Here is a 20,087-nt window from a genome sequence, read left to right on the forward strand (position 1 = left end):
TCACTCTGATTGCTTTACGGGGCGGTTTTCCGCCCCGTACTTGCGTGCGCGGCCATTCCTTTCTATATGCAGCCCTTAAATCCGCATGGTGGCGAGGCCGGACAGTCTTTTTCGACTGAGGCTTCCCGCAGCGGATGACCGACAGGCGGCGGGGCCTTTACCCCCGTTATGACTGACGATGGGAAAAAACGTGAATACGCTCGATTTTGACAAGAGGCCGGAAGACACCCGGATCGTTGTCGCCATGTCCGGTGGCGTCGATTCTTCGGTTGTGGCCGGTATCCTCAAGCGCGAGGGCTATGACGTCCTCGGCATAACTCTCCAGCTTTACGACCACGGTGCGGCTGTGCACCGCGCCGGCTCCTGCTGTGCGGGACAGGATATTGACGATGCGCGCAGGGTCTGCGAAACGCTCGGCATTCCCCATTATGTGCTGGATTATGAAGCGCGGTTCCGCGAAACCGTCATCAATCCCTTTGCCGAAGCCTATGCGATGGGTGAAACACCGATCCCCTGCGTTGCCTGCAACCAGACGGTAAAATTCGCCGATCTGCTCGCCACTGCTCAGGAACTCGGCGCAGATGCGCTGGCGACCGGCCACTACATCCGCTCGCGTCCTAATCCCGTTGCCGGCCAACCGGGACGCCGCGCGCTCTATCGCCCGATCGACAGTGATCGTGACCAGAGCTGGTTCCTGTTTGCAACGACGCAGGAGCAGATCGACTATCTGCGGTTTCCGCTCGGCGGCCTCTCAAAGGCCGAAACACGCGCGCTGGCGGAAGACATGGGTCTCGTCGTCGCCAAGAAGGCCGACAGTCAGGACATCTGTTTCGTGCCGCAGGGCAAATATACCGATATCATCAACAAGCTGAAGCCAAATGCGGCGTTGGCGGGCGATATCGTCCATCTGGACGGGCGTGTACTCGGCCGCCATGACGGTATCGTGCATTATACCATCGGTCAGCGCCGGGGTATTGGTGTCGCGACTGGAGAGCCGCTGTACGTCGTGCATCTCGATGCGCGTGGCCGCAGGGTTATCGTCGGTCCGCGGGAGGCGCTGGAGACCCGCCGTGTCTATCTGCGAGACATGAACTGGCTTGGCGATGGCGCGCTTGCGGACGAGGCCGGGCAGGGCTTTGCATGCTTCGCCAAGGTGCGCTCTACCCGCCCGCCAACCGAAGCGATGTTGCATGCCGATGAAAACGGCATCTACGTGGATTTGATGACCGGCGAGGCGGGTGTCGCTCCCGGTCAGGCCTGCGTGCTCTATTCTGCACCGGGCGCTGATGCCCGCGTTTACGGTGGTGGTTTCATCGAACGTTCGGAACGCTCGGTGGACGCCGAGGCTTCGCTGAAGGCGCTTTTGGAAAAGCCGGTTGCTGCCTGAAACAATTCGGTTTTCACCGCCGTGTGGAAAGCGAATTTTTTGCGCGTCATGCGCTTGACACTTTGGGGAGCGGCACCTTATAAGCCGCTCATCCTGATGGAGCGGACGGTCACATGGCTGTCACGTTTTCCCTGTGGCGGGGTAGCTCAGGTGGTTAGAGCAGCGGAATCATAATCCGCGTGTCGGGGGTTCAAGTCCCTCTCCCGCTACCATTCATCTTCAATGAGAAAAGCAAAGTTTGCGTCGTCTTCTGGACGTACGTTGAGAATTTGCGGCATTCCTCGCACTGCCTGTGGCTGGCCGGACGCCAATGTACCCTGTAGCGCGATTTCGGAATTTTGACACGAGAAATCGGAATTTCATCCGTTTCCGATCGTAGTGTCAAATTGGCGCTTGGCGCTAATTCCCGCATCGCTGTTTTCATTACAAGTTGTTCTCTGTTAGCGTCTATGCCGAAGCGGTAGCAGGGGAGAATGACGAGATGAGAGTTCAAAAGCGGTCGGTAGTTGCATTGTCCGCGCGAAGTAGGGTGATTGCCACTTTGGCTCTGATTGCGAATTGTGCGGCTATATCGAGTGCGTTGGCTCTCGACAGTGATCAAAAGCAGATAGCACAAGGTCTAGCTAATATCCTATCCAGCGCGCCCTCTTGTGGCTTCGAAGTCGATACACCTGCGCTTGAGGCGTACTACGCAAAAACCGGCTTGGACACGCCTGAGGGTCTCGCCTACTTCAACCATATGATGACAGTAGTTGCCGGAAGCGGGGGGGACAAAAACGCCTGCGCCCTAGCGAAGACCACAGCCAAATCCATCGGCATACTGCAAAATTAATCTCCGCCACCAAACATCGGCTTCAGGTTGATCGCATCGCTCGGCTTGTAGGTCCACCGCCATTTATCCGATAGAGCCTTTGCCAAACGCGCCGCAATCTCGTTGCGAGCAGGCTCCGAATAGAGGGTGAGTTTGTTGGCATAGGTCTTTGCGAGATCGTCAGGCACAGCCGTCAATTCACCAGCGAGGAAAATTTCCACGTCTCGTTTCTCAATGACCTCTGCGCCTCCAAAGAAGGTGTATGTGCGGCCGAGAAAGCGGGCGACGATGACTGCCACCTCCATGGTCGCGTGTGGCATCCTCCGACGATGAACACCTGTCCCACCGAACCCGTTGCGAAACGTCCTCGGCACCACCGCTAGAGCGACGCATATAGATTTTTCAATATTGTCTTCCAGCCCCGGAGCCATGGCCTTCTCCTGAAGGCTCAACGCGGTTTTGAGGCCGCGTTGAGGATGTTTTGAGGGGTCTTTAATAACCGCTTAAATGGGCATTTTGAGAGTTCGCCACGCATACGCTGCGCAGGCCCTTTGATCATTCAGTTTTGGTCGGTGGTTTGCTCCAATATGGGTGAAACAAAAAGCGGTTTTCGGCGCGTGCTATTCCGGTCAAACTCACTCGCCCACAACACCCAATGTTCAGTTGCTGTCCCAACGTACTGAACTGCCCGTTCTGATTCCCCCGATCTTAAATTAAAGAAGGTCAAATCGTTGTGTTGCTGGTGATCATAGAGCGAGAGAACCGGCTCGCCCGTTTCGCTGAAAGTCAGAAGTCCTTCTTGTTTCACAGCCTTAGTACCGTCGACAAACTTTTGCGAAATGTCGACCGGCTCGATGAGCCAATCGCTACCGAGATCCAGGGCATCTCGATCAAAATTTACTTCTCCGTGGCGAAAAGATTTTTTGTGCAAGTCAACTATGACTAGCCTCGACGTTTGGCTTGCCTGCTCACAAACAATCGCAAGATAGGAATTGCCTTCGTGATCAAACCGAATAAGTGATCCGACCTTGGCTTTCTTGGTGGTCGTCGATTTGATGTTCAATGTCATGCGTTAATACCCCCATTGACTGAAATTTGCGAGGGTATCCTAACCGTGAAACGGCAGACTGCAAGTTGCAAAAGCCGCTCCGCAACCAACGGCAATTGATGTAAGAGTAGCGAGACCGATGCGTGTTGACGCACGCATCGGTCTCTATAATCCCCACATGAACCGCTCACATGGAGATAATGGCATGAAAAGCAAGATCGAAGCGTTACGGGCCCGAATGGAGGGCGCGCAGAGCAAAGGAGCAAAATCCATGTGGTATATGCTGTTCGCAAATGCCGTTGCCGATAGACTGTGCGAGGTAGAAACCATCACCCGGCAGGATATGAAGGCGATTTTTGAACGACGCCTAAACGAGGTTCGGGATGGGCCTGAGGCTGGTTTGCTCGGTCCTGGTTATGAAGAGTGCCTTGCCCGCCTCGATGAATTCACACCCGACGGTAAAAGCGCAAACGGCTATGAACCGTCTGGCCTGTAAGCGAGATTCAGTTTTCGAAGAACAGGAACCATCAATTGGGGTGTTTCGGCACCCCGGCCACCCGGTCTTGGCCGGAAGGACATTCGCAAGTTCTACGGCCTCACCAGTCCGAGGCGAGGCACCAGCCCCTCAATGATCACGACCCGCTGAAGCCATGCAGCATCAGCGGTGGGCGGTGCCGAAGCACCAAACGCCGGAACAAACTTGTAACTCGAATTGGCATCGGTATTGCCCGCATCACAGGGAATGCCGCCATAGACAATCGGCATCCACCCGCCTAAACCCGACGCGCCCGCTTGGGGACTCCACAACAACCCACCCCCGCTGTAGGTTCGAAGCCCGTTGTTAGCTCGCGTCACGAAGCTGGTGAACGGATGGCGCTGCAAGGGATTTGCCTTGGCGAGCATGATGGCGGTGACCGTTTTACCGGACATCGATGCCCGCTCGGTAGCATCGAACGAATTCGATATGGACGAAAAATGACCGTTCGTGTCTGCTGGCTTCACCTTGGCCGAGTAAGCCGCACCCGTGCCGGGGTGAATGTTTTCCGGATCGGTGTCCTTGGTTGCCGAACCATTCGACACAGCAGAGAAGTTCACCGGAAGTGCACCAGACCAGGTTGCAATATCGCCGTTGACGAACAGGTTTGTGCCGATCGGAAGTTCGAACCAGCTGACTGTCGAAAACGCCGCTTTCTTGGCCTTCCTGAAGGCAGCCATAAGCGCATCAGCAGCGAGCCTCGCGCCCTCGTCGTTACCCTGGGTGTCAGACGGGTGATAGGTGGGGAAGACATCGTTCGTCCGGTAAAGGATCGGGTCTTTGCCCGCGTCTATGTAAAGCTTGTGGGTGTCAACGATGGTGAGGCTCGGGAAAACGGAGGCAACGGCCACGATCGCACTGTAGACTTTGTCGTACCCGGCATTGTCACGCCACGGGTTCTGCGTGGTTATGACCTGCGGCACGCCCTGCCATTGCCAGCTAATCTGCCCGATGATCGACCAGAATAGACCGCGACCGATGGCTAGATCATTCCCAGGCGTTTCGAACGAAGACATGTTGTGGCCGTGATGAGTGATGGCCAAATCCGGTTTCGGAATGACATCGATAGCCTTGGGCTTACGCGACGCCTCAAACATGCAGCCAGCGACTTGACCAGGAAGAGCGGCAAGCCAGAAGTCAATTGTCTGAGCCGTTCCATTTCGCAGAACGACAGGAGCGGCATATTCCTTGGGACCATTGGCAGACGATCCACCCCACTCGGCCCAGCGGTGCATGATAACCGTGCAATTGAAGAGATCGCCGAGAGCCACGGCGAATTTGTAGTATGGGCCATATTCCGAATAGCCGGTGCTATCCGTTCCGGCGAAGATGTTGACGCTGTTCCCCGCTCCCAGCCTCGTCTTCAGAGGGCCGAAGGCCGAACTGACCTGATCAACTGAGAAAAAGTCACGCTCGTTGGTAGGCAGGGCTAACGGGCCGCTCTGCGGCAGTACAAGGGGCAGATTCCCGAACTGCATCAGGTGTTGTCCCAGACGGTCAGCGTCTTGCCGGCCGGATTGTTCCGCGCGACCAGGCGCAAGCTCGGCAGCTTAGCGATCCGGACGATGGGCGTGGACGTGCGATGAAGGGTGGCGACGGAAACCCAGGCGGCATCGACGGAAACGCGCGCCTGAACGTCCACCGTGGTCAGGTCACTGGTCGCAGCGATCTGAAGGAATGTTTCGTCCGCCGGCGTCCAGGCGTTGCTTTCGAGGCTTTCTGCGATGGTTGTAAGCTTGATCATGCGTTGTCTCCTTCGGGCCAGACGATGGATGTGACGGCCTCGGCCGTTGTGGCGGCCAAAACACTCACGGACAGTTCGCCGAGCAGCGTCTGGCAGCTGACGACATGCGCCTTACCGTCGCGGCCGGCTTGCTGGATTTGAACCGCGTCGTGCATCTTCCAGCTCCATTCGCCATCAGTGTCGCAAACCCAGAATGGCGTCTGCCAGTTCGCAGGCAGGCTCGGCATCAGGCTATCTGTTACGGACCCCATGAGGTTGATTTGCGCCTTGATGTCGCTCGGATAAGTGTGAATGGTTCCAAGCGCGCTGGATTTGAAACCGCCTGTAATGGTGGCTTCGCAAGCGGTTCTAAGAGCTTCGATGCGAGCGGCTTTAATGGCGTCAAGCGACGGCGCCTGCGCGACAGGCGCTTCGAACTGATCGCCCGTGAATAGCCAGCCGGGCAGTACCTGCTGGCCGCATTCTTTTATCGTAGAGGCAATATCCGGGTGAAAGGCGTCAGATGGCGCAATGGCGTCATCCAGTTCGATGATTTCAACGACGACGTTGTCGGCGATGCGAGCATAGGTCTTCATTTCGTTTCTCCTTACCAACGCACGATGACGAGGCCGTCTGCGCCGAGTGCGCCGAATGCCTGGGTATTTCCCCACGCGCCACCGCCGCCTGTTCCCGGCGCGGCTCCGTTGCCGAGGCCACCATCGCCCGACATGCCACCGCCTCCGAACGCCGAAGCCCCGCCTTGGCCTCCTTGGATATTGGCCGAGCCTTGATTGCCATCACCGCCTGGTCCTCCTTGAATGTTGAGATCACCGCCAACGCCGGCACCGCCAGCGCCACCGGCGCAACTGCCTGTCTGGCCCCGCCCGCCGCCGCCGCCGGTCGCCGAGACCTGCGAACCGAAAGAAGTGGTGCCCCCGGTGCCGCCAATCGTGTCACCTCTTGCCCCACCCGCACCAATCGTCACGGCAAAAGAAGCACCAGGCGTGGTGGAAATGTACTTTTCGGCGTAACCACCAGCACCGCCACCGCCACCCGACAGGGCATAGGCCGTGCCGCCTCGGCCACCGCCGCCGCCACCACCCACGACGCGCACAAACAGCTTCGTTACGCCGGCCGGGACTACGAACGTGCCATTTGCGCTGAACACCTGTTGCTGACCGATGGAGGCAAGCTGCACCTGCGACAGCGACGGGCCGACGAGAACCCAAGCAGTGCCCGAATAAATCAACATGACCGGGACACCTGCGGGAAGATCACCCGCCGCCAAGGCCGCTCCGTTTATGGAAGTGATAGAGCGAACGCCCTTTGCATTCAGGTTGAGGGTCGCGGCACCCGTATTCGTCGTGGCAATCCGGATTACGACCACCATGCCAGCGGTTAATGCTGCCGGAACAGGCGCAAGGGCAGCAGTCAAGGCATTTGCGCTACCGCCAGCCACGGCGTAGCCCCACTCATTATATTGCGTGGAAACGGTGAGAGCATCGGTCCGCTCCTTCAGGCGCAAAGGCGTGACGGCACGAGTTGCATCCGTGCCCGCTGTTACTTCAGCGGATGTAGCAAGCTCGATAATCCCGACCACGGTTTCGGTCGCGACCCGCGATATGTCCACTTTGCCCGCGAGCGCGGTGGTCACCGTCGATGCGAAGTTTGCGTCGTTTCCAAGTGCTTCAGCCAGCTCGTAAAGTGTGTCGAGGGCGGCAGGGGAGCCATTGATAACATTTGCGATCGCAGCGGTGACCGCCGCAGTCAAACCGGCCGGCGTAACTGCGCGAGCCGTGTCCGTGCCAGTCGTCGCCTCCGCAACCGTTGCCAGCTCCACCACGCCGGTGCGGGTTTCCGTCGCGGTGCGGGCCGCCAGTCCGGCAGGCGTTACGGCCCGCGTCGCATCTGTTCCTGTCTGGACCTCGGCACTGGTTGCCAACTCGACCATACCTTGCCGGGTGTCCGTCGCCGAAAGCTGTGTGTACGCCCCGGCCAAGCGAATAAACACCCGCCCGTCCGGCAGGCTAAAGCCGTGGCCATCGGGCGGCGTTACATATGACCAGGAGGAACCGGACCATTGAGCGATGTTTCCAATGTTTGCAGCCCAAAGGCCAGTCGCGCCTGTGGGCACAAGGTATGTGTCACCCACTGCCGGTGAGGCTGGCGGGCTTGCCTGGGTCATGGAGTTGATAACAAGCCAGCGACGGCGACGATCGGGAGCCAGCCCCAGAATTTGCAATGCCTGCCAGAACTGGGTCCAGTCGCCCTCGCTCGGCACGATACCCGCCTCCGTGATGACACGCAGGATTTCCTCCTGGATCATGTTGAGGAAGAGGGCTGTGACTTCGGTTCCCGGTGTTCCGGCGACAAGGTTTTCGTCGCGGAAGCCACGACGGCCGCCGCCAATATCGGTAGTGTCAGCGCCATTGATGCGATCCATCAGGCTTCTCCGTACTTAAAGACAAGTTGAGTGTGGGCGGGCTTGTAGCGGCGCAAAACGCATTCGATGGCCGAGATTTCGAACGAGCCGAGCCGATGGTGAGCGCGGCTGGTGCCTGTTCGGAAATTGGTAACAGTGATGAGGCCCGGAACGTTGACGCGCCAGACGAACTGGCTACCTTCCGGCCGCAAACGTTGGCCTGCGCGCAGAACGCCCGCCCGCGATGGCCAGAATTCCTCGATCGTGATCGTCACGCCAAGGGCAGCGGCCACAGAGACAAAATAGGGGATCGACTGGCCACCGCGCGCCGTCCAGCGCTGAAAGGCCAGCTGGCGGCGCTGTTGATAGGTCAGCCCGTCATTGTCGCGGCCGCACGGATCGGGACCAAGGCAACGCTCGAAATCGGACAGCAGCTTGTCCGCCAGACGGGGGTCTGTTTCGTTCATCATCGCTTCGGCCGCGCTCTCGGCGTCGGCGATGGCCCCGGCGATCGCGCCGAGGATCACGCCGAGAACGCCGTCGCGATACCGCAATGCCCAGCCGGTCGGCAACTTTGAGAAGAGGCTTTGAAGGACGGTTGAAGGAGGTCTTGCCACGCTTTTAAGACCCCCTAAACCACAAAGTTGATCACGGTAGAGACGGGGCACTGTTTCGCGCCGAGCTGGTAGCGGGCGGCAGGAATGGTGAGGTCGTGCGAATATTCGCCATCTGCGGCTGAGATCGCCTCGGAGATACGTGACGGCTCGATCGTCGCGCCGATCGGGCTGCTGTTGCCTGTATCGTCCTCGTCGCCGATCGTGGCAATGAAGCGATCGTAAGCGGCCTGCACGGCTGCCCTGGTCAAAGCGCCATCGGGACGAAGACGGACGCTGGCCGGCAGGTTCACCAGTTCCGCTGCGATCGGAATGACGCGTGCGGTTACTGGACGAACGCCAGTCTGGCCACCCTGTGCACCGATGTAGCTGCCGATTGCGGAAAGCTCCAGTTCGGTCGGGATACGCGGCGTTCCGTCATCGTTCTTCAAGGCAATGATGAGACCGACAGAGCCACGCCCTATCCAATCCTCAACGACCTTGACCGCGTATACGTTGGCGACGTTGCCGACCCACGCCCTGTAGTCAGGAGCTGAACCACCCATCGGCGGCTCACGAATGCGCTGAAGATAACGCACCTGCACTTCTTCCGGCGTTTCGTCGTCAGCACCACCGGCGAAGGCGGTCGCAACGGTTATCTTTGAAATCGCGGGATAGGCTGCAACCGTAGAAAGCTGCACACCGCTTTCGAGGTTTCCGCCACTACCAGCCGTCACGGCCTCGGCCGTAACGACTGCAATTCCGTTTGCGGCGATGGTGCCGCCTGCGGTGGTGATGTAGGTGCTGGATGCCGTCGAGCCGAGCACGATACCGGAAGCGAGAACCGTTCCGGCCGTCCCCTCGATCGTTACCGACCCGACTGCCTTCTTGGCTGCTCGCGGCTCGACACCCCATATCGAGGCATGCCGTAGGATCATCGCCTCGTCATCGGCGCTGTCCGGCATCCATTGCCGCGCCCACCAGGCGACATGGTCATGGGTTTCGCGCACTTCGGGAGCAACCGCGCTCCAGATCACGGCGAACATGCCGCGTGCTGACCGGACGGCGCGGGAAACTGCCTTCACGTCCGCATCCGGACGAATGGAAAGAATGCCGACCTCGGCCGCAGCGGCAATGCGGGCGAAGATCGTTTTGGCGGAAGGGACAGGCCAGACCATCACGCCACCTTCCGCGTCAATTCGAGTGAGACATCCTCGACCAGGACACGATAGGCGAGCACGCCGGCGCGCAGCCACCAGACCTCAATTTCTGCTGGCGTGCCGGTTTCCGATCCCGCCCAGGCAAGACCCTCGGCAAGATAATATTCGCCTAGCTGGCGGGTAATCTCCGTCTGTTTGGCGCGTTCAAGCAGCCACATCTTGCATCCGGACATGTCGCCGGCAGAATTGAGGCCGTCGAGCAAAGCGCCACGGCGTTCGGAAAATGACACAGGGGCCAGAAACTGCGAGCGGCCGTCCGGCAAATCATCATCCGGAGAGGCGCGGCGATCAACGCCGACAGACAGAAGGATCGGCGTCACTGGCGTTTCGTCGAGGACGAGGTTGAATTCGTCATCGAGCACCAGATCGCAGCCGCGCCGCGTGGCGTCATAGGTCAGGGCAAGGTCGAGAAATCCAGTCATGGCGCGAAATTATCGCGCGCGCGCAAGGCTGATCAGGCCCGCCGTGGCGGGCGGTCAGCCGCCTACAGGCACATTGGTAATACCGCCGCCTGGTACAACACCCGTGTGCTTGTGGGTTTTGTCGATCACCACGCCGTCGTGTTTGATGCTACCGCCATTGACGTTAAGCCCTGTTGCATCAATCGTCATAGTCACCCCACCCACCTTGAAGGTGATGGACGATTCGGCCTGCACTTCGATACCGCCACCGGCCCGGATGATGATGCGATCGCCGAACTTGTTCGACAGGCCGACATCGCCCTTGCCGAGACCGCCCATGCGCTGCGACGGATTGGAAAGCGGTAGGATAACCATGTCGCCTTCGTCGCCGCCGATCGCCAACGCAACACCGACTGCGCCGTCGTCGTCAGGGACCGACAGGAAGCCGTAGGGATGCATGATTTCGAGATCGTCGCGCCAGACGCCTTCCGCGACCTCGGCCGAGGCGGTCTGCATCTGACCATTGTCCTTGATGTCCTTTACGGTAACGCGGCGGATCAGTCCGCGCACTTTGTTGACGGTCTCGGTGTCGCTCATAGTGCCTCCGCAGTGCCATCCAGCGGGCCGGAACCTTTGTTTGTCACGTTGCCCTTTCCAGCCTTATCCGTCCGGCGCTTGCCGACCGGCTCCTTATCGAAGGCCTCTGCCGAGCAGACGGAGATATCCGTGGTGATTTCGTCAGCCTCGCCATAGCGGACGGCCGAGATCAGCAGATCGCGCTCGATGCCGTGAAAGGCATCGGAAACGGCAACGATCTGGTTGACCGTCCAGAGCTGTCCGTTCGCCTCGTGGCCCTTGACGGTATAGGTTTTTTGGTTGCCCTCGGCACGTGAGGTCCGGTTACGCCAGTCGGCCTCGTCCTGGGCGCTGGCTGCGCCTGCCTTGCTGCGGGCGAGGTGAACAACGGGACGATAACGCTTGATCTCGTCATCCTCGGCCCTGCCGGTCGCGACCGTTCCCTTGCGCTCGCGCTCACGTGCCGAGCCGTCACCATCGTTGCGCCCGGCCGCGCCGATCGGCTCGGCCGTTGCATCGAGGACGGCAGCGCCTCGGGATTTTCCGGATCGTTCGGACTGGCCGCGCACCACGGTCTTGCTGAAGCGGTTTGCCGTGCTTTCGCTCGCGCGGATCCCGGTCACATTACCCGGAAGATTAATCCCATCAGGCGCGCGGGTCTTGCCTGTTCGGGTGATGACGATGTTGCCGACGCCGTCCGAAAGGATCAGAGCGCTGCGTTGCCGCGCGCCTTTTTCGATTGCGGAAAACGCGGTCTCGCCAAGGTCGATCGAGTATCGGTCGAAAACCTCGCCGGTGTCCACTTCTGTGCGGACCTTCAGGCCGAACGGCTCGGCAATCTTGGAGGCCGCTGCTTCCAGCTTGACGCCCTTCAGCTCGGCCGGACCTTCCGCCAATGCCGAGCAGTCGATCAGATCACCGGTCTTGTCCCGACCGGAGATCGTCACCTCCGCATTTCCGTCCCTCATGTCCCAGTTAAGCTCTTCGACATGGCCGAGCAGGACCGTGCGCTTTCCGATCATGATCTTCGCCTGCATCTGGGCATGAAGGCGGGGCAGTTTCGGCATCGAGGCGAAAGGCAACGTCGCGCCGGACGCTTCACCATCGCGAAACGTGAAGCTGAAGCTGCCGGAAAAGTCCTTCAGGTCACGGGTGACTTCGCCGGATGTCCACTGATCGTAGGCTGTGCCGTCGAGAAATAGCTTGATGCTTTTGGCCATTAACTGCGCTCCAGAAACTCGATATCGCCGGCCGAAAGCCGGGCCGGATGCGCCGGATCATTGCGCGCGACGATGTCGGCATAGACGGTTTCGAGCAGCGCCGGCGTATCGCCGGAAAGATGCTGTGCGATCAGCCAGGCGTCTGCATCGCTATCGACAGACAAACGGCGGACGGCAGGAAGACGGCCTATGACTTCGTTGAGATCGGAAACGATCGCCGCAGTTAGCGATCGCGCGGACGAAGAGAGCGCCGAACTGGCGGCCTGCATCGTATCGGGCGCTTGCTGCTCTACCTGGTCAACGAGGGAGGCGAGCGCTGAGGTCATGGCAGCGCGGTAGCGAAGAGCTTCCTGCCGTGAAACGAAATCGGCATAGGAGGATTGTTCGGCGGTCGCTGCGATAAACTGACCGGCCGCGCCGGCCAGCAATAGCGCATCGATCGCGGAAGGTGCCTCGGCCGCTTCCTTCAGCAGCCCCGACGCAATGGCAAGGCCAGCACTCATCAGTGCCTGGGCGCTTGGTGTCGAGGTGGCGATTGTCGTCGCTGGAGCAACGGCCGGAACCTCGATCGTCTGCGCAACAATCGTCGCAGCCGAACTGGCCCAGGCATTAAACGTCACGGGTGACGACGGCGACGATGCCGCCAGTGCCGAACGTATCTGACTGACGGCGGAGCGTGCGTCCGGACGCGCCGTGACCGTATCAATCACCGAATGTGTGATGCGCCGGCTGCGGATTGTTGCGGCGGTTCTGGCGCTGGAAATAACTGTCAGAGCGATCGAAGCGGCGAGTGAGGTCAGTGTCGCGACAAAACCGGACAGAGCGGCGGGCATCAAGCCACCGGCAAAACCTGCGAACGAAAACGTCGGGGTGCGCTTGAACCGTGCTGAAATCCGCAGCACGCGCAGTTCACGTTCCGAAAACCGGATTTGCGCCGGCTCCTCCATGATGACTTGCATAGGGCCAAGCCACGGATGGATGAGCAGTGCCGGACCGGGCGTCTCGAAAGCTCTGGCAAGCAGCTTTGCCTGTGCGCGATAGTCGTCACCGACGTAAAGCGCCTCGATGCTGATACCTGAAGGTCCGACGCCGAAATCGTCGTAGGCGGGGGTATCAACACCGGGGAACAGGTATTCGAGAACCCGCCGTCCATGGTCGCTCGACACATCAACGATAGAAATCGGAATGCCGCGATAAACGCCCGGCAGCAATCCTTCAGCGGAACCTAAACTGTCCAGACGCATCAGGGCCTCCCGACGGCACGGCCAGTGTTGACGTTCGGCGACGGCGACGTGACGATCGTTGTCTGGCCGACGACCTTGCCAGGACCTTCGACAACAACCTTCGCTTCGGTTTTGACGTTGAGCTGCTGCGGCGCGGCAGGCGCGGTCGGTGATGCCTGCGCCGGCAGGACACCATTCTGGTTGGCAGGCGGCATGCTGTTGCGGCCGATCGTGGTCATGTTGCGCTGGCCGGAAACGCCGAGGGCGTTCGAAACACTTTCGATGCTGAGTGCGGCCTTCACGCGCTCCAGTGCTGTGGCGACACTGTTCCAAGCCTCGGCTATGCCGTCCGGCATTAGCGCGCTCCAATTGATACCGCGATTGATGGCCTCGACCAAGGAAGCGATTCCTTTCACGACCCACTCGATGGCCTTCGCGAGATCTTCAAGGATCATAACAGCCGCTAGAACCGTCTGGCCGCCAAGGTCTCCGATAAGTTTCATGACACCGGTAAACATGCCGGACATTTTGCCGCCTTCGCCTAGCCCGACGAGTTCCCGAATGGCAACTCCAAGCCGCATGAAGCCGGTCGCGATGCCCGCGATCGATCTGACTGCGCCGCCTGCCGCCTTTCCGATCGGCTCCAGCCAAGGCGCAAATCCCGCGCCAAATTCCTTCATGCCCTGCCACGCCCTGGCAATACCGCTCAATGCCGCATCAAGCCCTCGGAAGCCCGCGAGCTTGGCATCGTCGATCGTCAGGCCGGAGAGAGCGGATTTGAGATCGAGGCCTTCCGCGAAGCCTGATATGACGCCCTTCAGGTTTTTCCAGCCCGCGATGACATCATCGAGCGCAGAACCGAAGCCTGAACGGATTATCGGCCCATATTTGCTGGCCGCTTCACTGGCTACGCCAATCAGTTGCTCTCCGATTTTCCGGATTTTCGGAATGGCCGCAGCGGCTCTGGCGCTGACTGTGTTCCACGCGTTGCCTAAGCCCTCACGAATAAGCGGAACGTAACGGTTTACGAGATTGCGACCGACGTTGACGATCTGGTCACTGATCCTGCGCAGGTGCGGAACGGCAGCCGTGGCCTTTTCGCGGATTGTTTTCCAGGCATCGCCAAGGGAACCCCAAAGCCGTGCAAGGCGCGGAGCAAAGTTCGTCCAGTTGCGATAGATGTAGACGCCAGCAGCAGCGATGCCCGCCAGCGCGATGCCCACCGGGCTGAAGAGTGCGGCCAGAACCGACAGACCCGCGCCGATCGCGGGCAGGACAACGCCGAGGACGCCGAGACCAGCGGCCGCCAGGACAGCCACGCCGGCGAAGGCGAGGCCCTGCTTGACCATGCCGCCCGTCGCCGCGTCGAAGTCGCGAACCCACTTCAGGCCATCCATCAGGTAGCCGTTAATCGCGGGCATCCATGTGCCGAAGGCCAGACCGACTTCGCGGGACGCCTGCGTTCCAATCTCGCGGAAGATGGTGAGCTGGCGATTGAGGCCCTGCATCTGGGTTTCGAAGTCGGCATCGATGGCACTGCCGGTCGCCTTGGCAACCTCGTCCTTGATCGACTTGTATTCGTCGATGTTGCCGAGCATCGGGATCAGGAAGTCCATCACCTGCATGTCAGAGAACAGTTCGCCGAGCTTGCCAGCGCCATAAATCTTCTCGAGTTGCTCGCGCACGGTTGCGAGCGCATCGGCATCGGACATGCCAGCGGCCTTCGCCTTGCCCATCAGCCCTTGAATTTCCTTGCTGGAAACGCCGGTCAACTTGGTGATCTTCTGCACGACGGCTTCAATCGGGTTGATGCCCTTCGTGACGGCGTCCTGCATCACACCCTGAATATCGACACCCATGTCGGCAAAGTTCTTGACCGTGGTCGGGGCCAGCACTTTCGACAGGAAGTTTTTCAGGTTGTTGGCGGCCTCGGCCGGATCGGACGTGCCCTTGCGGGCGATCTGGAGGGCAGCACCGAGGAAATTGACGGCCTCGCGGCCGGTCACGCCGAACTTTGCCATCTGCCCGGTGAGTGTCGGGAAGTACCGCGACATGTCCTTCAGCTCGAAGGAACCGAGCTTGCCGGCCGTCACCAGCGCGCCCATGGCGTCATCCAGTTGCTCGGCCGGGAGTTTCAGCGTGGTAAGCAGCGACGTGGCGACGGACGCCATGTCGTTCATCTCGGCATTGGCGGCGGTTGCGGCGCGGCTGATCGAACCTATTGAGCGATCGACCAGGTCATTGTTGACGCCGGCCGCAATCATCTGTCCCGCGCCTCGGGCAACAGTGTCGGAAAGCTGGCCGACATCGAGGGCGAGCTGCTCGAATTTCGCCTTGGACTGATCGACGAACGCAAAGGCCGCTTGCCCCGTCAGGTTTGACGTTCCGGCTATATCGAGCAATTGCTGCTGAAAGGCTGCGGCCTCCTGCATGGGGCCGAGAAAAGAGATGCCGGCGACGGCGGCACCGACGAAACCGATCTTTCGAGCGGTATTAATTACGCCGTTGAGCGCCCCTTTGATGCCACGCAAAGGCCCGCTCAAGAGGTCCTTGAGGCGAACGATGACATCAAGGTTCATGTTCCGATTGGCCACGGCGCGCCCCGCTTCAAAATAAAACGGAATTTCTCACGCGCGCGTGAAACTGATCAGGCCCGCCGTTGCGGGCGGGCCTGATCTAGGTCTTTGCGAGGTCGTTTACATGTTTTCGGTAGGCCATGATGCAGTTCCACCAGAACTGCACTTTGTCGATCGTCATGTTGGCGATCTCGGCCTCGCTGAACCCGGAGCCGTCAGCGATGCCGCCGAGCTTCACTGGCCAGTCTTCGTCCCACTCGTCAAAAAACTCATAACAATCCTGTGGCCGTCGGCGACATCGACGCCATCCATTCTGTCGAAGAGCTTGTCCATTACCATTTCGGAAATGCGGGTCGAGCGTGAAAACATCACGACAGATGCCTTAGCGTCGCTGGTCGCCTGGATGGCTCGCAGATCAGCGCCGTTGAAGCGATGGAAGACCAGCTCGGTGAAAACACGGTCCCTGACCTTGCCGTCCTTGCGGGTGGTGAGCGTTACCGTCTCAAACAGCGGAAGCGTCACCGAACCATTAGCGTTCGGGCGAGCGCGCTTCGGCAGTTTGGAATCGGCGCTGGCGTCTTCGTCGATGATGTCATCGTCCGCGTGTGTGCCAGCGTCCTCATTGATGACGGTTTCCGTACCCGAAACAACCTGGTCTTTCGTTGCGTCTTCATCGAGATCGATGGTGATTTTCGTCTGGGTGCCCATTAGAGAAGTTCCTCGGGCGCGGATGCCGCCCACTTGAGTTCGATCTTGCCGCCATCGCCGCCCGTGACCTCGGGGATATCGTCCACGAGAAAGGCATCGTTGAAGACGTATGACTGGCCGGTGTCACAAAGCACCTGCAGTTCCCCTTCGCCGGGGTCAAACAGATTACCCAGGCGCTGCCCCCTTTCGAGGTTGGTTGTGGCGGTGACCTCCGACCCCTGAAACTCCTGAGCGCGGCCGACCTTGCGGCCATAGGTCACTGCGTTGTTCTTGATGCCGCCGACGCGCAGTTTTGCGCCCTTCTCGACAGGGATGCCGCGCCCCCGCCAGACGATATCGACGATGCCCAATACCTGTGTCATCGCTTAAAAGCTCCTGCTAAACCTGAAATTCGATCCGGCCGGCAAAGACCATGAGGTTGCCGACCACCATCACTTGCTGGCGGCTTTCCAGCCGCTGTCGATCATCCGTGGACCTCTGGAACACGCTTTCCTTCACGGTGCGCTGAACGTCCTCGATCCAGACCTTTTCGCCGTAGAGCTTGCATCGTGCAGCCCACGACCCGGCCATGCGCTTGGGCGTCACGACTGCTGTGCCTGGGTCTTGGTCGTCATCGTGCCGGGAGGCGAAAGCAGCACCGCTTTCGTCATCGGCGAGCTTGGATCGCGGATACATCAGGCTGACATAGACAGCCCAATCGTAGCGGATGCGGCTCATGGTGACCGGCACCATGATGTCCAGCCAGGCGCGATCGGCGACATCGAGCGTCGTCTTCTTGTAGGTCGTGATCATGCGCGAGATCGTGACGGAACCATCAGAAAGGCAGTCGAAGGTGGAAATGCCGTTGCGCAGCAGCAGATCGTTTTCCTCATCAAGGAACTGATCGGCCTCGGCAGGTGCTTCGACACCGGGCAGGATGAGAGACCGCAACTGGCGGGCAGGATCGTTTGTCAGATGGAACGAGGCGACGCCAAGCGCCGAGGCGGCAATTGCCCACGCTGGCGTCGGGCTTTTCTTCAGGCCGGCCGTGGTGAGGAATGGCGAGTTGGTCAGATTGCCGAAAGTGGTGAGCTGGCCATACGTGCCACCCATGAACACGAAGCCATGGCAGTCGAGCTTTGAGGTCGCGAGATAGCGCGTCCGCAACCACTCGGCCGTCTTTGCGAGGTTGGTCGCATCGGACCATGGATGCGAGATTTTCGTTGCCCAGGTGCTGGCCAGAAGATCGAGCGCCGGCTGTACGTCCGGGTTGCCGGAGCCGCCTGCCATGGCGACAACCGTGCAGGTGAGACCGGCCGGAAGTGGCTGTGCCTTGGTATCAACGCGCAGATCGATCTCGTTGCCAACTTCACCGCCATGACGGGCCGTGACGGTTACAACGCCAAGTGCGGCCGTCGCGGTCGCGACCATATCGAGATCCGCGTTGATCGCAGCGGCAAGCTTGGTCGCCAGTGCAGCGACGGCATCGGTAGACAGCGCCGTCATGCGCACCTGCCGTCCGCCAATCTTGAACCGGAGTACGACGGAGCTGGTGGGCGCACCGGCAAAAGTGAAGGTGCCGGTGGCCTTCACAGCGCCGCCGGCGTCGGCGGCTGCGATGACGAATAGCGGCGTATTGCGATTGGCCTTTTTGAAGTAGGCCACCTGTTCCGCGCCGATTGAGCCACGGCCGAAGAGCGCAATCGCCTGGTCGGCGCGGGTGACTTCCTGCATAGCGCCTGCGGCAAGCGTGCCGGTGGCGAGCTTCTGGCCGATGATGAAGACTTTTTCCGGCCATGGAAGAATGCCGACGTTACGATAGTTCGGCGCGACCTCCATCAGGGTCGCGGGTTCAAGGCGATCGACGGGGATTTCGTTGAAATCCATTATTTGTCTCCTTCAGGCTTCTTGGCCGGCTCACGCGGCTTTTCGATGAGATCGCCGTCAGCAATGCGCCGGCGCGTGAAATGCGTGTCCGGATCGGGCAAGCCGTCCTTCGGCCATTCTGAGCCGTCCGGAAGGTGGACCGTACGGCCCTCGGCCGCGATGAGTGTTTTCTGAGTGGCCATGGCCGGGGTTACTCCTGGGGCGGTTGAATTTCGTCGGTGACGGTTTCTGCCGAGCCGTCCACAGACCAGGTGATGCCGAGCGCCCTGAAATCGTCGGGCTGCAACTTCCCCGTCGCAGCGGCGCGGCATGCGAAGCTGAAAGTGAAGTCGATCTGGGCAATTGCGATGTTGTCGTCGCTCCAGCCATCGGCAATGACGCTGTTGGACAGGGTGATGTTGGTGACGCCCTGGCCATCGAAGTTGACGCCCTGGAGCAGCACCGAGGCGACATCGACCATGGCGTCCATGCCGATATCCTTCAGGTCGCCTTTAAAGCGGGCTTCAAGGCCACTCGAAACGCTGTTTATGAGGATCAGACGCCAGAGCATGTTGCCCTTCAGCATGCGGCCATTATCGGCGTCCGGCTTCATTCCCGTCCAGGCAAGACCTATGAACGGCGTGGAACGAGCGATGCGAGTGAACTCCTTGATACTCAAGGACTGTGGCACACGCTCAATCGTGAACAGCTTTTTGGGGAATGCGATCCGGAGCCGCTCGATGATGAACGGCTCCTGGTTGCGGATCGGCATCAAGGGGAACTGATCCATCAGAAGCCCCTCAACGTGTCGAAGGTCACGATGCGCTCACGGTCGGAAATGCGGGGGCCGGAACCGACCGCATTCCCGCCTGTCGGCGATGCCAGCTGAATGTCCAGATGCACCATTTCCCTGGCGATGTTTTCCAGCCACTTGATGACCTCGGCGCGGTCCTTCGTCATGCCTTCCGATGGGCTGGAGCGTTCGGTGTTGGCGAGATCGTAAAGCGCAAGGATGCAGGTGGCGCGCACCATGTCCTTTGGCGGGTTGGCGATTGGCGTCAGGTATCGGCCGCGAATGTAACCGTTGATCAGCTCGGTGGCGTCGATCAGCGCGGTATTGACCTTTTCCACGTTCGGCGTCTCAGCCTCGCGATCTTCCGTATTGGACAGGCGCACGATCTGCACCTCTCCAAAGCGGGCGATCATGTCGGTGACGGTGGCGTACATGGGAAAGTCTCCAGTTTGGGGCAAGGGCTGGCCCGAAGGCCAGCCCCTCACAGATGGAAGGGTTACTTCTTGGACTTGGGCTTTCCGTCGCCGCCGTTGGCCTCGCCAGCGCCGCCCGCATCGGTGCCGGACTGCTGGCTTTCAGAACCGTTTGCCTGGGCAGATTTCAGCGCGGCGATTTCCGTTTCAGCGGCCAGAAGCTTCTTGCCAAGTTCATCGATCGCATTGTCGTGGGCCGCCTTCGTGTCGGCGAGCTTTTCCGCGACGGTGTCTGCAACGGTCTGGTTGAAGCTGTTCTGGAGCTTCCGGCGCTCGATCTCGACGCGGGCCTTCAAGGCCTGCTCGATGTCGGCGCTGGAGACTTCAGCGGCCTTGCCATGGACCTCCTGGACGATGAATGCGGGATCGGCCTCGAAGGCCTTAAGCTGATCTTCCGTCCAGTGGCCGGGTTCGTAGGTTTCCTGAGCGGGATGCACGACACCGTTGCGGCGAAGGCCCGGTATCGAGCAAATGATCTGGATTTTCGACATGTGTGGTTCCTTGGGCTTCGGGGTTCGGGAAAGCGGCTGCAT

The 20,087-nt window shown here is 59.9% G+C and carries 23 protein-coding genes and 1 tRNA gene; 3 read left to right on the plus strand and 21 right to left on the minus strand.

All coding sequences use genetic code 11. The features are described from left to right. Positions 1–190: 190 nt before the first annotated feature. Positions 191–1,387 carry a tRNA 2-thiouridine(34) synthase MnmA gene (mnmA, locus tag GH784_RS01100; RefSeq protein WP_035199644.1) on the plus strand — a complete coding sequence of 399 codons (1,197 nt, stop codon included), beginning with the start codon at positions 191–193 and terminating at the stop codon, positions 1,385–1,387. A 135-nt stretch (positions 1,388–1,522) separates the two neighbouring features. Beyond that, positions 1,523–1,599: transfer RNA gene (locus tag GH784_RS01105), tRNA-Met, on the plus strand. Between the two features lie 616 nt (positions 1,600–2,215). On the opposite strand, the gene GH784_RS01110 is transcribed toward GH784_RS01105, so the two are convergent. Together GH784_RS01110 and GH784_RS01115 are read right to left on the minus strand one after the other, a co-directional pair. Continuing rightward, positions 2,216–2,629, minus strand: coding sequence for a hypothetical protein (locus tag GH784_RS01110; protein ID WP_153793134.1), 414 nt, complete (start codon positions 2,627–2,629; stop codon positions 2,216–2,218). Between the two features lie 128 nt (positions 2,630–2,757). Then, complete coding sequence (locus tag GH784_RS01115) at positions 2,758–3,267, minus strand: hypothetical protein (RefSeq protein ID WP_153793135.1); 510 nt, start codon at positions 3,265–3,267, stop codon at positions 2,758–2,760. 184 nt (positions 3,268–3,451) lie between these two features. Between GH784_RS01115 and GH784_RS01120 the strand changes: the two genes are divergently transcribed. Beyond that, on the plus strand, positions 3,452–3,742 hold the full coding sequence (locus GH784_RS01120) for a hypothetical protein (protein WP_153793136.1): 291 nt from the start codon (positions 3,452–3,454) through the stop codon (positions 3,740–3,742). A 92-nt stretch (positions 3,743–3,834) separates the two neighbouring features. Here the strand turns inward: GH784_RS01120 and GH784_RS01125 are convergent, their stop codons facing one another. The 19 genes from GH784_RS01125 to GH784_RS01215 form a co-directional block, all read right to left on the minus strand. Continuing rightward, positions 3,835–5,259 carry an SGNH/GDSL hydrolase family protein gene (locus GH784_RS01125; RefSeq protein WP_153793137.1) on the minus strand — a complete coding sequence of 475 codons (1,425 nt, stop codon included), beginning with the start codon at positions 5,257–5,259 and terminating at the stop codon, positions 3,835–3,837. Further along, positions 5,259–5,525 carry a hypothetical protein gene (locus GH784_RS01130; RefSeq protein ID WP_153793138.1) on the minus strand — a complete coding sequence of 89 codons (267 nt, stop codon included), beginning with the start codon at positions 5,523–5,525 and terminating at the stop codon, positions 5,259–5,261. The genes GH784_RS01125 and GH784_RS01130 overlap by 1 nt, the downstream gene beginning before the upstream one ends. Next, positions 5,522–6,100, minus strand: a complete 579-nt coding sequence (locus GH784_RS01135) for a DUF4376 domain-containing protein (protein WP_153793139.1) — start codon at positions 6,098–6,100, stop codon at positions 5,522–5,524. Before GH784_RS01135 ends, GH784_RS01130 begins: the two co-directional genes overlap by 4 nt. Before the next feature lie 11 nt (positions 6,101–6,111). After that, complete coding sequence (locus GH784_RS27595) at positions 6,112–7,947, minus strand: glycine-rich domain-containing protein (protein WP_153793140.1); 1,836 nt, start codon at positions 7,945–7,947, stop codon at positions 6,112–6,114. After that, complete coding sequence (locus tag GH784_RS01145; RefSeq protein ID WP_323131460.1) at positions 7,947–8,543, minus strand: YmfQ family protein; 597 nt, start codon at positions 8,541–8,543, stop codon at positions 7,947–7,949. Before GH784_RS01145 ends, GH784_RS27595 begins: the two co-directional genes overlap by 1 nt. 14 nt (positions 8,544–8,557) lie before the next feature. Continuing rightward, on the minus strand, positions 8,558–9,697 hold the full coding sequence (locus tag GH784_RS01150) for a baseplate J/gp47 family protein (protein WP_153793141.1): 1,140 nt from the start codon (positions 9,695–9,697) through the stop codon (positions 8,558–8,560). Continuing rightward, entirely contained in the window at positions 9,697–10,161 is a 465-nt protein-coding gene (locus GH784_RS01155) for a phage GP46 family protein (RefSeq protein ID WP_153793142.1), read from the minus strand. The genes GH784_RS01150 and GH784_RS01155 overlap by 1 nt, the downstream gene beginning before the upstream one ends. Before the next feature lie 54 nt (positions 10,162–10,215). Beyond that, positions 10,216–10,737 carry a phage baseplate assembly protein domain-containing protein gene (locus GH784_RS01160; protein WP_153793143.1) on the minus strand — a complete coding sequence of 174 codons (522 nt, stop codon included), beginning with the start codon at positions 10,735–10,737 and terminating at the stop codon, positions 10,216–10,218. Then, the gene (locus GH784_RS01165) at positions 10,734–11,936 is read right to left on the minus strand and encodes a phage baseplate assembly protein (protein ID WP_153793144.1); all 1,203 of its coding nucleotides are present in this window, start codon (positions 11,934–11,936) and stop codon (positions 10,734–10,736) included. The genes GH784_RS01160 and GH784_RS01165 overlap by 4 nt, the downstream gene beginning before the upstream one ends. Beyond that, positions 11,936–13,180, minus strand: a complete 1,245-nt coding sequence (locus GH784_RS01170) for a DNA circularization N-terminal domain-containing protein (RefSeq protein ID WP_153793145.1) — start codon at positions 13,178–13,180, stop codon at positions 11,936–11,938. The genes GH784_RS01165 and GH784_RS01170 overlap by 1 nt, the downstream gene beginning before the upstream one ends. Further along, on the minus strand, positions 13,180–15,753 hold the full coding sequence (locus tag GH784_RS01175) for a phage tail tape measure protein (protein ID WP_153793146.1): 2,574 nt from the start codon (positions 15,751–15,753) through the stop codon (positions 13,180–13,182). Before GH784_RS01175 ends, GH784_RS01170 begins: the two co-directional genes overlap by 1 nt. An 82-nt stretch (positions 15,754–15,835) precedes the next feature. Further along, complete coding sequence (locus tag GH784_RS01180; RefSeq protein ID WP_153793147.1) at positions 15,836–15,973, minus strand: hypothetical protein; 138 nt, start codon at positions 15,971–15,973, stop codon at positions 15,836–15,838. After that, the gene (locus GH784_RS01185; protein ID WP_153793148.1) at positions 15,970–16,443 is read right to left on the minus strand and encodes a hypothetical protein; all 474 of its coding nucleotides are present in this window, start codon (positions 16,441–16,443) and stop codon (positions 15,970–15,972) included. The genes GH784_RS01180 and GH784_RS01185 overlap by 4 nt, the downstream gene beginning before the upstream one ends. Further along, positions 16,443–16,805 (minus strand): phage tail tube protein, encoded by a 363-nt coding sequence (locus GH784_RS01190; RefSeq protein WP_153793149.1) that lies wholly within the window; start codon positions 16,803–16,805, stop codon positions 16,443–16,445. The genes GH784_RS01185 and GH784_RS01190 overlap by 1 nt, the downstream gene beginning before the upstream one ends. 16 nt (positions 16,806–16,821) lie before the next feature. Continuing rightward, positions 16,822–18,309 (minus strand): phage tail protein, encoded by a 1,488-nt coding sequence (locus GH784_RS01195; RefSeq protein ID WP_153793150.1) that lies wholly within the window; start codon positions 18,307–18,309, stop codon positions 16,822–16,824. Further along, positions 18,309–18,491 carry a DUF2635 domain-containing protein gene (locus tag GH784_RS01200; RefSeq protein ID WP_153793151.1) on the minus strand — a complete coding sequence of 61 codons (183 nt, stop codon included), beginning with the start codon at positions 18,489–18,491 and terminating at the stop codon, positions 18,309–18,311. The genes GH784_RS01195 and GH784_RS01200 overlap by 1 nt, the downstream gene beginning before the upstream one ends. Before the next feature lie 8 nt (positions 18,492–18,499). Then, positions 18,500–19,078 carry a hypothetical protein gene (locus GH784_RS01205; RefSeq protein ID WP_153793152.1) on the minus strand — a complete coding sequence of 193 codons (579 nt, stop codon included), beginning with the start codon at positions 19,076–19,078 and terminating at the stop codon, positions 18,500–18,502. After that, positions 19,078–19,515, minus strand: coding sequence for a gp436 family protein (locus tag GH784_RS01210; protein ID WP_153793153.1), 438 nt, complete (start codon positions 19,513–19,515; stop codon positions 19,078–19,080). The genes GH784_RS01205 and GH784_RS01210 overlap by 1 nt, the downstream gene beginning before the upstream one ends. Before the next feature lie 62 nt (positions 19,516–19,577). Beyond that, positions 19,578–20,087 carry a hypothetical protein gene (locus tag GH784_RS01215; RefSeq protein WP_153793154.1) on the minus strand — a complete coding sequence of 170 codons (510 nt, stop codon included), beginning with the start codon at positions 20,085–20,087 and terminating at the stop codon, positions 19,578–19,580.

Origin of the sequence: Agrobacterium tumefaciens (assembly GCF_009649785.1) — a bacterium.
Taxonomy (GTDB): Bacteria; Pseudomonadota; Alphaproteobacteria; order Rhizobiales; family Rhizobiaceae; genus Agrobacterium; species Agrobacterium tumefaciens.